Genomic DNA, 12,569 nt, shown 5'->3' on the forward strand with positions numbered 1-12,569 from the left:
CGCAGTCCCGCCGACTGGTACCCGCTGTTCCCGAATCCCGTAGTCGCCGAATCTCTTCTGGACCGCCTGATCAACACCAGCCACCAAGTGTTCATGAACGGCCCGTCCTACAGGCCCAACAAGCGGCCCCGCGGCAACCACGAACCCAAGACACAGCAGAAGGAGGTCGGGTAGAACATCACCCAGGACCACCACCTGCCCAATTACGTGAACGAACGGGCCGGGAAAAACGTGAACGTCGACAACCAGGCTGCGAGCATCAGTGTCCACGACCAGGGCAACAATGAGGAGTAGACTGCACGCCCAACCGCCGGACAGCGCGAACCCGACACCCACGCCAGCGCTCCCGGGCGCAGGAGCGGACTGGCCACCTCGAGGCAAACCGCGATCTGGCATTGCCGCTATCCACCCACCAGCCTCGCGCAGGCTCTGGCCACAGACTTCGCGCACCCGCTGACCGCGACCGGCATGCGGGCGTTCCCCGGAATCGGCATCACCCTTGCCGCCCGGGGCTGGCGTTTCATCCGGGAATGCTCCGGCCCGCATGTGCTCACCTTCGGCTACCCGCCCTCCGACGCCCGCATCACCGACCTGCCCGGTCTCACCACCGCCCGAGCCGCGAAGTAGGTCAGTACGGGCCCGGGGCGATCATCGTCGGAGGTTCGATGGCCGGATTCTGTTCTGGCACATCCGTTCCGGTTGAAGTAGAACGACTCGATACCAGGTCGTCAAGTCGCCGCCGGGGATCGGCGACCAGAGCGAACCGCAACGCCACTCGTTCCGGAAGTCGTTCCACCGAAAGCATGGGTCGATGTCAGGACGAGCGAATCTGTTGGTGGCAGTGACCGCGCCGGAGTCTGCCATCCCATTACCGCTTGAAGGCAATGAAAATCATTTTCTGATAGAGTCTCGGCGCGGTGCTCGGCGAGGTCGCCGCACCCGCTGTCTCTGCGCAGTCCGCGCGGAGCGGAGATCGAGAGTTGAAGGCAGGAATGAACAGGATCGCTCGCGCTACCGTTGTCGCTGTCACAGTGGTGAGTGCCGTGGGAATCGGGTCCGGAACGGTTGTGGCCGCTCCCGCGATGCTGGACAGGCACACACTGAGCACCGAAATCATGCCGGGGGTCCACTACACCAGCGACACCCTGGACCGGTCGGTCGTCGTCGAGACCGGGATGGCCACCCTCATCACCCAGGGCGGCCAGTTCCAGGTGAAGGACGCAACCGGCACGCCCGTGGCCGGGGTGGTGTCCTTCGCGGTCAAGCCCAAAGCATTGGAAGTGGTCGAAGCTCCGGCCGAGGTCAAGGCGGCTGCCCGGGCAGCGACACCGGATATGCATCTCGACGACATCGCCGCCGATCCACGAACCGAGCGATTCGACACGGCGATCCACGCCGCCATCAACGAGTTCGATCTGGCCGTCGGAACCGGGACGCTGGGCGGCGGTGTGATCGGTGCGGCTGTCGGTTGCGGTGTCGGTGCGGTGGCCGGCGCGGTCTTCGGGGCTCCGATCCTTGATGCCGGTGGTCTCACCCTCATCGCCGGTTGCCTCGCCGGTGCGGGTGTGCTCGGCGGACTCGGTGCCATCGCCGGTGCGGCGATTCTCGGTATCCCGGTGGGAATCGCTGCTGCCATCAAGTTCCACAACACCATGAACCAGCCCTACGACGAGGAAACCTCGCCCGGTACCGAGCACCCGGGCTCGCCCTCGTAACTTCCGCGACACTGCAAGCCGATAGTGCACGCATACAACCAGGGCACCCCATCTCACCTGCGTATTTCCGGTTTCAGCACAAAGAAGTCTCGTGGGTGCGCAATCCGATCCGCGCGATTGGACACTGCACCGCAGGCCCAGCCCTGGCCTCACAGCCGAACCTACGGCGTTTCGACCAGTGCCCGAATTCGCTTGCTTCGAACCCCGGCTTCGAGGATGCCGCCGCACGCGAACATGTCACCCCTCCTACCGCTGAGCGCGACACCGGTGCGAGGCCGCCCCTCCACCCGGGTGAGCAGAGGTAACGTCGATAAGCCTCGATGCCCCGTCGAGGATGTCGCCTCCAGCACGGCTTGGGCCCCGGGCAGTGCCCGGGGCCCAAGCCGTCGTCGAACGGCATCAAATCTGTTGGCGTGCGACGGTTTCGGGTCTCCGGAGGAGCCGCAAAACAACGGATGTCATTGGCCGGTGGGTTCTGGATTATGGCTGTATTGAGCGAGGGTGTATCGGATCGTGAACGGGTTGGGACGACACCCACCCCGACCGTCACCGGATCGCTGTCCGCACGGCCAGCGACCTCGTCCTTGATCTACTCGGCCACGACACCGACGGCGACCGCGAACAGGTCGGGTTGACCCGCTACACCCCCACCAGCGACACCCAGCACTGGCAGTTCCAGCACAGCTGATGCCCGCCTCGCCCGCTGGGCGACTGCTGTTCATTCGGGGAAGTCGAGTCCGGCGACGAGGTCGAAGAACTGCTGGTCGATGACACCCCACACCTCGACCTCGATCCCGTCGATGACTCCCCGATACTCGATGGTCCCACCCGTGGACGGCGGCAAACCTGGGATAGCCCCAGCAGCTGCGCCCAGGCCTGCACGATCTCCGTAACCTGAGCTTCGCTGTAGTCCTGGCTGGCGGTGGTGCCGGAGACCGCGAGCGCGCCCGTGTCCTCGGTGACGAACAACTCCCAGCTCAACGGTGCGCACCCCGCCCGCTGCCCGACCTTGTTCACCACCGCCCCGACACCCAACTCGACCATCCGGCCGAAACCATGAGGCGTTGATTCCTCGCAGGTTCAGCAGGTGCGCGGGACGTCACGTGTCGCCGAGGAGCTTGCTCGGTGTCCGTTGTTGCCAGACGTGGGCAGTGCAACGCGTCACCGATCACAGTGAGTGCTTACGCTGCACCCGAGCGGTCTGCCAGCGAGGTGCCGAAGCGCTTGAAACCTCGTCGGATCGGCCTCTGAGAGCCCTGGCGGTGGCCAGGAGAAAGAGAGTTCGAAGTGAATTTCCTGTCGATTCTGTCGCTGCTGCTCAGCGCCGGAAGCAGCGTACTGTCCCTCGGCAGCAGCGCGCTCTGACCGCGACGACCCGACCCCCGCTGACGCGCCGATCCGCACCGAAGGATGGTGCCCCGGTCGGTGAGCGCTCCGCGCTGTGCGGCGTGGTTCCCGTCGCGGTCGAACGGGTCGTGTGCGGCTATTGCTGGTGAACCGGATGCCGGGTGCCGGGACAGCAGGCGTTGCGGTGAGATCGGCGGCCGGTGCGGGCCACGGGGGCAAGAGCAGTCGGGCCGACAATCTGGGATCAGCGTCTTGGCTTACGGCGGCGAGCGATGTTCTGCCCTTCATCCGCCTGGCCGTCGCGGTGGGCTTTCGTCCACACACCGGTAGTAGCTGCTCGTCGGTGTTTCCAGCAGCGCCCGCAAGAAGCGGCGTACGTCGCGGGGGCTGATTCGCTGAGGTGGGTCGTAGACGGTGATGCCGCGGTCGTACCAGTGTTCGGCGACCAGGCAGCGATCGGGGTCGGTGACGAGTGTCGCCGTGCCCGCGCAGGCCGCAACACCGCGACTTTCCGCGGTTGCCCGGAACCCACGTCATAGATCATGACCAGGGTCGGTCTGTACCCGGGTCAGAAGGTCTCGATTGGAGTCTGCAACAGTTGTCGCGCCGCGGTGGTGTAGCGGATGGCGGTGGTGGGGTCGAGTCCGAATACGGCGGCGAGATGCAGCGGGTCGGGGCCATGTGTCAGGGCTTCTTCGAGTTGGCGGTCGATGCGGAGCCTTTCGATGGTGGCGTGCAGGCCGCGGCATGGTATCCGGATCCATGTTGTGCTGACGGGGGTTGTTTGCAGTGCGGTGTGCTTGTTGATGATCAGGTGCGGGTTGACGGTGACCGGCCATCGTGCGCGTCGGAAATCGAGCCAGCTGATGAGCAGGTGGTGGGTGAGGTCGTCGAGCGGGCGTGGGTGCCCGGCGATGGTGAGGCGCCGGTTGCCGAGGTTGAGGTCATCGAGCTGGAGGTGTCGGATGCCCGCGGTGCGGGCGGCGTGGATCGCCGCCAACGCGATGATCAGCCGGTCGGCGGGGCGCGTCGCGCGGGCGATCGAGGTTTGGATCTGGTCGGCCGCGAGGGGCTGCGCGACCTTTTCGGTCCCGTTGCTGACCTGGATGCGGTTGGTGGGATCGCGGAAGACGACCCGGTTGCGTTTGCAGTGGCCGAACAGTGAACGCAGCGTGCACATCAGGCTTTCGCGGGCATGGCCGTGGTGCTGGGCGAGGACGGCGCGGATGTCGTCGCGGGTGACCTCGCGCAGGTGGTCGTAGCGGGCCGACCATTCCAGCAGCACGGGGCGGATGCGGTTGCCGTGGTTCCAGACGGTGCCGATCTTGCGGGGCTTGGTGCGTGGTCCACCACTGTGGAGGCATCGCAGCCACCGCTCGGCATCGGTCGCGATGCCGGGGGCGAGGTCATCGAGTTTGCCCGCCAGCCAGTGTTCGAACGCCGGCTCACGATCATCGATCAGCACTTCCATCTCGCGCAGAACCTCAGCGACTCGATCGGAGGAGATCGCGCGGTGGCGCAGGCACGCGGTCATTGCGGTGTAGTGCACCGCGTCACCGGGAGCATAGCGTGACAGCAGAATTCCCAGTCCGCGGTCGACGTTGTCGCGTGTTCGTTTCCCCCATCCCCGCCGTTCACCGAGTTGGTGAGCCAGGTACCGGCCCCACCGCAACCAAGGGTTGCCGCTGACGTCCTCGCTGCGCTCGTCGATGCTGGTGTAATCCCGGATCAAGGGCCCGAACAACATCAGCTGGCTACAGGTGTCATCCGGGCGGACCGCCGGCGGCGGCACCGGTCGGCGAGGCCGGCCGGGCGGACGTACCGGCGGCGGCTGCGTGCGCCGGATGACGAGCAGCTCCGCGATGAACAGCTGGTGGTATCGGACCTGCTGCAACTGTCCGGTAACGGTGGCGTGCTCGCCGCCCGACTCGCGGGCAAGGATACGCGCCTGGTTCCAGCACAATCGACAATAGCCGTTGCTCAATGCGACGCGGCGCCCGCAGCCGATACAGTCGCCGACATCATGGCGGCGATTGAAGACGTGGCAGCCGACGCAGCGGCCCTTCGCCCAATGCCTGCCCCAGGCGAGACAATCTGCGCAAGTGCGAACCACATAGCCGGAGTTACTCACTGCGGCGGCAACGAACGGCCGTCACGCCGCCGTGGCCTCACCACTTCCAGACCCGACGCCGCGGCAGCCAGCCCGGTGCTGGTGTCTTCTCCAGGCATAGCGACCTTCTCCGGTTCCGGGATCAGCAGCTCATCGATCGTGCAGCCGAGTGCCACGCAGATGGCATCGAGATCGGAGAGTTTGATGCTGATGGGGTTTCCCGACCACAGGCCCGACATCTTCCCGGCGCTGACCACCACGCCGTGGTCGGCGAGCTTGCGCTGTAGTTCGCTGGCCTTCCAGATACCGCGGTTCGCGGCCGCCAGCCGCATGTTCCACTTCATGACAGCAGTCCTTCCAGACGGTGGGCAGCACGTTGCTGACCGGCGACCCAGGCGTCCTCGATCCGGGACCGGTGAACGTGGATGTAATTCAGAGTCGAGGCGATCCAGGCGTGCCCGAGCAGTTCCTGGATCGAAATCAAGTCCAGACCCGACAAATACAGCTCGCTCGCCGCGTAGTGCCGCAGCACGTGCGGGGTCAGCTTGTCCGCCCACGCCGGCAGATGCTCGGCCGCCGCGGCGGCCAGACCGGCCCGCAACGCGTCGTCGCCGACCCGCCGGCACGTGCCATCGGCGTTCTTGCGCTCCGACGGCAGCAACGGCGCACCCGGTCGCCGGTAGTCATCATCGAAGTGTCCCCACACGTCTTCGACATACCAGCGCAGCACCCGGTCAGTACCGTTGATCAACGGCACCATCCGCTCCCGCGGCCCGCTGCAGCGAGCCCCCTTGCCGATGCGCACATGCAACTTGCCGAATCGCCCCAGCTCCCACTTGATATCCGCCAAGTCCAGGCAGCGGGCCTCGTTCACCCGCAAACCGACCTTCGACATCAACTGCGAGGCAACATAATTCCGTGCCGTCGGCGCGAACTTGCGGCAGCTCGCCAGCTCCTCACGCCACCCGGCGAACAACGTCTTAACCTGGATCTGTGGATCTCAAACCGGTAATCGACGCGCTTTGCGCCGTCCGACCATCGAAGTCGTCATGCCTACGGACGTCGCCAAGATCAGGCTGGTTCACGTGCTCGGCTCGACGACTCGGACCAACTGCTCGAGTACTGTACGTCGGTAGTCCGGTGACGACGGCTCAAGGTCATAGATTCCCTCGACGACCGCCGGTAGCGCGATCGGTGCAAAGGCGAGTAGATACGCGAGTAGCAGGATGAACTTGGGGTCGAGGTCGGCGCGCAGCTCGCCCGCGCGTTGACGGGCACCGATCCGTTCGACTGCTGTGGCGAGTACGGAACCGTCCATGCCTGCCGCGGGCTGTGCTGCGGCGGTTTCATCGCGGGGTGGTCCGTCGCCGAGTGATTGCCAGATCACCAGGCGTGCCCAATCGCGATTGTCCAGCGTCGCGTCGAGGTAGCCGCGCACCGAGTCCGCAAAGCTTTCCCCTTTCGCTCGTACCTCTCGTTCCAGATTCGACCATCGCTTCCGCAGTTCCTCCAACAGGCCTTGTTTGCTGCCGAAGTGGTAGGCGATCAGCTGCTGGTTGACCCCGGCGCGGGCCGCGATGCCCGCTGTTCGCGCGCCCGCATAGCCCTTGGCGCCGAACTCGGCCAGCGCCGCGGCGATGATCCGTTCGCGGGTCTGGTCGGCTTCCCGCCCACGCTCCTCGGGCGCGACGGCCCGACGGCGACGCTGGGGCGATACCGGCTCAGATCCAGGCATACCCTCAGTCTAGTTGGCCATGTGGATGGATGACAAAGTTCAACTGTGTCATTGACAAAGTTCAATCGTTTGATTGAAACTAGGGCCGTGAGCCAAGACATTCATGCCGACCCAGCCACGGGCACGGCCGCAATTGGTTACCGATACCGGTGGATAGCGTTCGCGGCCATCTTGGCGGCGTCGGTGATGGATCTGATCGACGTGATGATCACGAACGTCGCGGCACCGACCATTCGTTCCGAGCTCGGCGGCAGCGCCGAACTCGTGCAATGGCTCGGTGCGGCATACACGATGTCGATGGCTGTAGGACTGCTGACCGGCGGGCGCCTCGGTGACATCTACGGCCGCAAGGCAATGTTCCTCATCGGTGCGGCTGGCTTTACCGCGGCCTCGGTGTTGTGCGGCTTGGCGAGCTCGCCCGGGATGCTCATCGCGAGTCGGGTGGTGCAAGGACTGTTCGGTGCGGTGATGCTGCCTCAGGGCCTCGGTTTCATCAAGCAGATGTTCCCACCCAAGGAGACCTCGGCCGCCTTCGGCGCGTTCGGCCCGATCATGGGACTGTCGGCGGTCGGCGGTCCGATCCTGGGCGGGTGGCTCAGTGATGGCGGTCTGTTGGGTCTCGGCTGGCGCGCCATCTTCCTGATCAACCTGCCGATCGGAATCGTGGTGCTTGTTGTCGGCGCTTGGTTCCTGCCGACCATGGCGCGCACCGCGTCGCGGCTGGACTGGGCGGGAATCATGCTCGCTTCGCTGGCAGTCGGCCTGCTGGTCTATCCGGTCGTGCAAGGTCGGGCTGCGGACTGGCCGGTGTGGACCTTCGTTTCCATGGCGTGCTCAGTCGTGATGTTCCTCGCGTTCGCACTGTTCGAGACAGCGTTCCAGCGCCGCGGCGGTGAACCGCTGATCATTCCGGCGTTGTTCGCCAAACGCGCGTTTGCGGGCGGACTCGTGATGGGGCTGGCCTTCTTCTGCGCGATCACCGGCTTCGCGCTGGTGCTCACGGTGTATCTCCAAGACGGCCTGGGGTATTCGCCGATGGCCGCCGGCTTGGCCGCGCTGCCTCAGGCGGTCGGCGGAGTCGTCGGCTTCGTCGCCGCTGGCGCGGGTCTGTCCGACCGTCTCGGCAGGCGCCTGATCCACATCGGAACCGCCGCCATCGCGGCCGGGATCACGGCCATTCAGATCGAGTTGGCCGTGCTCGACCGGGCCACAGCACTGGCGTTTGCGCCCATGCTGTTCGTGATGGGGGTCGGACTCGGCTTTACCCTGGCTCCCTTCTTCAGCATCGTCCTGGCGGGCGTCGAGACCCACGAAACCGGTTCCGCCTCGGGTGCCCTGACAGCACTGCAGCAATTCGGCGGCGCAGTCGGCGTCGCAGTAATGGGCACCGTCTACTTCCAAGCGCTTCTCGACCGTGCACAGGGCGATTTCGTCCACGCGCTACAGGACACGTTATGGGTGGTCCTCGCCCTCCAAGGGATCGCCTTTGCGCTGGCGTTCCTGCTGCCCCGGCGCCCCGCCGCGAACGTCGACTACGGAGTGATGGCATGACAACGGATGCGGCGCGGCCCGGCACAGCGCCGTTCACAGAGGCCGAGCTGGACTACCTGCGCACCCATCGGCTCGGTCGGCTGGCGACCGTCAAGCCGAACGGACAGGTCCAGATCAACCCGGTCAGCGTGTATTTCAACGCAACCACCGCCACGATCGACATCGGCGGGTTCCAGATGGCCGCCAGCCGCAAGTTCCGCAACGTGGTCGCCAATCCCAAGGTCTCGGTGGTCATCGACGATATGCCGCCGACCGGCGTGCGCTGCCTTGAAGTCCGGGGAGTAGCGCGGGCGCTGCACAACCCGGTCGACTCGGCCGCCCGGCTGGAAGGGCCGATCATCCGAATCCATCCGCGCCGCATCATCAGCTTTGGAGTAGATCCGATCGACCCCATGTCCGGCCTACGTATCGTCACCGAACTCACTCCCGACGACAAGGATTCTCAATGACCAAGGCAGTCGTTTTCGAACGCTATGGCGCACCGGACGTGCTGAAGACGGTGGATGTCGACATCCAAAACCCGGGCCACGGCGAACTGATGATCGCCGTCGCCGCGGCTGGCGTGCAGCCCTTCGATGCACTGTTCCGTCGCGGCGACGTCCGACAGTTCGCGCCCGCACAGTTCCCGCAGCAGCTCGGCAACGAGTTCGCGGGCACCGTGGTGGACTGTGGACAAGGAGTCGACGGTATCGAAGTCGGCGACCACGTACTCGGCTGGGCCGAACAGCGCTGCTATGCACAGCATCTCGTCGTGGATGCGACGCAGGTCGTTGCCAAGCCCGCTGAAATGCCATGGCAGGACGCCGGTGTGTTATCCGCGTCCGGTCAGACCGCCTCGACCGCGCTCGACATCCTGGGTGTCGGTCCGGGGGAGACGGTCCTCATCCACGCCGCGGCTGGTGGTGTCGGGTCCTATGCCGTGCAGCTCGCAGTTGCGCGTGGAGCGAACGTAATCGGTACCGCCCGACCTGCCAACCACGAATACCTCAGCTCGCTCGGAGCGACTCCGGTCGCCTACGGTGCCGGTCTGATCGAACGGGTCCGCGCGCTGGCACCTGACGGCGTGGACAGCGCGCTGATCGCTGTCGGCACCACCGAGGCGTTCACCGCCTCGGTGGAACTTGTCCCGCGGTCCGACCACATCGCAACAGTCGCATACAGCTCGGCAGCTATGAAGTACGGCATCCGTGTTATCAGTACCGACCGTTCACAGGCCCGGCTGCGCGCACTGACCGAAGCCTACTCATCGGGAGCACTCGCGACCGAGATCCAGGCGGTGTACGACCTCGACTCAGCGGTCGCCGCGCATGAAGCCATCGAAACCGGCCATGTCCGAGGCAAACTGGCGCTGGTGGTCTCGTGACGAGCCACCCGACCCGCCGCGCATTCCTCGGTTCCGTAGCCCTCGGTGTCGGCAGCGCGCTGTTGCAGACCGGCTGCGCAACCGACGCCGCAGCGGCCCGTGACCTTCGGCAGGTGGTCGGAGGCCGGGTACTCCGGCCAGGCGACGGCGAATACGACGTGGCGGCCCGGCCCTGGAACATGTCAGTTGCCCAACAACCGGCCGCGGTGGTCGAACTCGCTGACAGCGCCGATGCTGCCGCTGTAGTTCGTTATGCCCGCGACACCGCCATGACCGTCACCGTCCAACCCAACGGCCACGGCGCCAGCGGCAACGCCGACAGCAACACCATTCTGGTCCGGACCAACCGACTCAACCAGATTCACATCGACCCCCATTTGCGCACGGCCCGCATCGGTGCCGGTACAGCCTGGGGCGAACTTCTCGGCGCGCTCCAGCGACACGATCTGCTGGCCACCGCAGGCAGCACGCCTGCGGTTAACGTGATCGGCTATACCCTCGGCGGCGGCCTGAGCTGGTTCAGCCGCAAGTACGGGTGGACCGCCGACCACGTTCTCGCGATCGACATTATCGACCACGACGGCACACCCCACCGCATCACCAGGAATTCTGACGCCGACCTGTTCTGGGCGCTGCGCGGCGGCGGCGGCGACTTCGCCCTCGTCACCGCCATCGAACTGGAGTTGACGCCCGCACCGACGCTCTATGGCGGACGACTCGTCTGGTCCATCAACCAGGCACGACCAGTACTCGATGCCTACCGGCTGGTCACCAGCCGCGCTCCAGACGAACTCACCGTGTGGTACCAACTGCTGCAGTTCCCCGGTCGGCCGCCGATGGTCGCGATCGACGCCACCCATCTCGGCGCCCCCGACCAGGCCGGCCAGCTGTTGCGTCCGTTTGACCAGATAGCCGGTCGAATTTCCGACACACGCCGAGTACTCGCCCTCGATCAACTCGGCAGCATCACAGCCGAACCCACCAAGCCGAGTTCGACCCGATCACACGCAGAACTGCTCACACATCTCGACGACGGTGACACGGAGATACTGATCGAACCCCCTGAACCGCTGTTCAACGTGCAGTTGCGCCATCTCGGAGGCGCATTGGCCACCCGTACCGACAGTGCCACCGAGCCCCCAACCGAAGAATACCTGCTCACGCTCTCCGCTGTGGCCGACGCCGGACCGCGCACCGAGGATCGAATACGTCGCTACCGCGACGCCCTGCACCCCCAACTCAGCGGACGGGTACCGTTCACCTTCCTCTCCCCAGGCGACAGCACAACCCGTGCGTTTAGCACCGACACCCTGACCAAGCTGCGCGAAATCAAGCGGCGCAACGATCCTCGGAACATCTTCCGGAGCAACTTCCCGGTGGGTATCTGAATTGCCGGGGCGCGTTTCCCCTCGTACCGTGGAGGCCTGACCATAGAGGAAAGGCCGGATGGCGGAGAAGAGACGCAAGTTCGAGCGGTGTTGCTGCCGGCGTTCCCGGGCCGCAGCTCGGTGATCAGCGGTTCTCCGGTGCCGGCCGGGCCGTGGTCTGCCCACGCGCCGAGCGGGTGGTGGCCGAAGGTCTTCTTGAACGTCGGTGCCGCGGCTTCTTTGTCCGAGTGTGCGATCTTCAGGGTCGCGTCGAGATCGATGATCAGCGGATGCCCGGCGTCGATGCCATGATCGGGAGCCCGGTCACCGGCACCAGCCCAGGCCTCGGCGCGGGCAGGTGCTCGCGCAGATCTGATGGCGGCCAACGCTTTCGGCGCCTCGGCGGCCAGCGCGGCGATGACGCGCGACACGGTCAGGTCCGACGCCACCGGACCGAACACGCCGGGTTCGGCGCGCAGCATGCCGATATCGGCCAGGCAATCGCCGCCCAGCGCGACCGCCACCGCCAGATCCAGCACGATCTTGCCCGGATCGTGCACCGACAGCGGCTTCCGCCACCGCCCCAACGCTTCCGGCAACACCCTGGTCAGGCCCACTGTCTCGGCGGTCCGCAACAGCAATACGGCCCCAGCCTGCGACACGACACCCGCACCCGACCCGTCCACGGCCAGCCGCGGATACGGCGAACTACACTTACCCACCGGAATGGTGCTCCTGACAACGCGACCGATACGACCTTCGACAAGCCGTATTATCGCAGTTCAGAGCACCATTCTCCGTTCACGGGCAACCGCCGAATCACCCCAGCCGTGAAAGCCCCGGGTTAGGGATATTTTCCCGGATTGTGCGAATCGGCACCGGGGACGTATCGACCGGACTGGGTTCCTTCGTGGCCAACCCAACTGCGATCCTCCTCGTGCACTCCAGACCGTGGTCGCTCCGACTTGGTCAGACAGGCAACGAGTGCGGTAAGATTCCGCGAGAGCGTTGGTGTGTCCTGAAGGTGACAGGGAGGTTGTGATGTAGAAGCACGAATCTCGTTGTTACCGTGCTGTTGTGGAGATGAAGGCAGGTCCTTCGGTATCGGCATGCAGGTGCAGGTGTCAAACCACCCCGAGCTGCTGCGGTGAATGAGCCGTGGTGGTGAGCGTCCGGGGAAAAGCTGTCCATGAGGCAGCAGGTGTGGGCCGAGAAGGCGAACGCAAGTGAACCACTGATGACGTGTCGTTACGCCAATTGACATAAACGGCGGGCGCGTCGGAGGCTGGCCGAGTTCGCCTCGGTCTATCCCGGAATGTTCGCGCACTGGAAACACGGCGCCTTGCCCACTGGTTCGACAGTGGGAGCCGTGTAACGAGAG

11 protein-coding genes and 2 pseudogenes are annotated in these 12,569 nt (G+C 65.4%); 7 read left to right on the forward strand and 6 right to left on the reverse strand.

Features of this window, described 5'->3' with window-relative positions; translation table 11 throughout:
* The 3 genes and pseudogenes from NA4_RS42960 to NA4_RS34300 all read left to right on the forward strand — a co-directional run.
* Positions 1-174: pseudogene (locus NA4_RS42960) on the forward strand (hypothetical protein); the annotation flags it as partial.
* A gap of 294 nt (positions 175-468) precedes the next feature.
* Positions 469-627, forward strand: a complete 159-nt coding sequence (locus NA4_RS40985; protein ID WP_157129475.1) for a hypothetical protein — start codon at positions 469-471, stop codon at positions 625-627.
* Positions 628-1,043: 416 nt separating this feature from the next.
* The gene (locus NA4_RS34300; protein WP_157129476.1) at positions 1,044-1,715 is read left to right on the forward strand and encodes a DUF8020 domain-containing protein; all 672 of its coding nucleotides are present in this window, start codon (positions 1,044-1,046) and stop codon (positions 1,713-1,715) included.
* A gap of 718 nt (positions 1,716-2,433) precedes the next feature.
* On the opposite strand, the gene NA4_RS43395 is transcribed toward NA4_RS34300, so the two are convergent.
* The 5 genes from NA4_RS43395 to NA4_RS34320 form a co-directional block, all read right to left on the reverse strand.
* The gene (locus tag NA4_RS43395) at positions 2,434-2,559 is read right to left on the reverse strand and encodes a hypothetical protein (RefSeq protein ID WP_281180095.1); all 126 of its coding nucleotides are present in this window, start codon (positions 2,557-2,559) and stop codon (positions 2,434-2,436) included.
* 1,071 nt (positions 2,560-3,630) lie between these two features.
* On the reverse strand, positions 3,631-5,025 hold the full coding sequence (locus NA4_RS34305) for a site-specific integrase (RefSeq protein ID WP_157129477.1): 1,395 nt from the start codon (positions 5,023-5,025) through the stop codon (positions 3,631-3,633).
* Positions 5,026-5,189: 164 nt separating this feature from the next.
* Complete coding sequence (locus tag NA4_RS34310; RefSeq protein ID WP_067479598.1) at positions 5,190-5,516, reverse strand: helix-turn-helix domain-containing protein; 327 nt, start codon at positions 5,514-5,516, stop codon at positions 5,190-5,192.
* Positions 5,513-6,148 carry a tyrosine-type recombinase/integrase gene (locus tag NA4_RS34315; protein ID WP_281180096.1) on the reverse strand — a complete coding sequence of 212 codons (636 nt, stop codon included), beginning with the start codon at positions 6,146-6,148 and terminating at the stop codon, positions 5,513-5,515. Before NA4_RS34315 ends, NA4_RS34310 begins: the two co-directional genes overlap by 4 nt.
* A 105-nt stretch (positions 6,149-6,253) precedes the next feature.
* The gene (locus NA4_RS34320; RefSeq protein WP_067479599.1) at positions 6,254-6,907 is read right to left on the reverse strand and encodes a TetR/AcrR family transcriptional regulator; all 654 of its coding nucleotides are present in this window, start codon (positions 6,905-6,907) and stop codon (positions 6,254-6,256) included.
* 87 nt (positions 6,908-6,994) lie between these two features.
* Here NA4_RS34320 and NA4_RS34325 point away from each other — a divergent pair, with 87 nt between their 5' ends.
* The 4 genes from NA4_RS34325 to NA4_RS34340 are packed head-to-tail and all read left to right on the forward strand — an operon-like array spanning position 6,995 to position 11,209.
* Positions 6,995-8,458 carry a DHA2 family efflux MFS transporter permease subunit gene (locus NA4_RS34325; RefSeq protein WP_067479600.1) on the forward strand — a complete coding sequence of 488 codons (1,464 nt, stop codon included), beginning with the start codon at positions 6,995-6,997 and terminating at the stop codon, positions 8,456-8,458.
* Complete coding sequence (locus NA4_RS34330) at positions 8,455-8,907, forward strand: PPOX class F420-dependent oxidoreductase (protein WP_067479601.1); 453 nt, start codon at positions 8,455-8,457, stop codon at positions 8,905-8,907. The genes NA4_RS34325 and NA4_RS34330 overlap by 4 nt, the downstream gene beginning before the upstream one ends.
* Entirely contained in the window at positions 8,904-9,821 is a 918-nt protein-coding gene (locus NA4_RS34335) for an NADP-dependent oxidoreductase (RefSeq protein ID WP_067479603.1), read from the forward strand. Before NA4_RS34330 ends, NA4_RS34335 begins: the two co-directional genes overlap by 4 nt.
* Positions 9,818-11,209, forward strand: coding sequence for an FAD-binding oxidoreductase (locus tag NA4_RS34340; RefSeq protein WP_245671718.1), 1,392 nt, complete (start codon positions 9,818-9,820; stop codon positions 11,207-11,209). The genes NA4_RS34335 and NA4_RS34340 overlap by 4 nt, the downstream gene beginning before the upstream one ends.
* Positions 11,210-11,250: 41 nt before the next feature.
* Here the strand turns inward: NA4_RS34340 and NA4_RS39720 are convergent.
* Positions 11,251-11,910 (reverse strand): annotated as a pseudogene (locus NA4_RS39720) (transposase); the annotation flags it as partial.
* Between the last annotated feature and the right edge of the window lie 659 nt (positions 11,911-12,569).

The sequence above is a fragment of the Nocardia amamiensis NBRC 102102 genome (genome assembly GCF_001612745.1).
In the GTDB taxonomy this organism is placed as follows: Bacteria; Actinomycetota; Actinomycetes; order Mycobacteriales; family Mycobacteriaceae; genus Nocardia; species Nocardia amamiensis.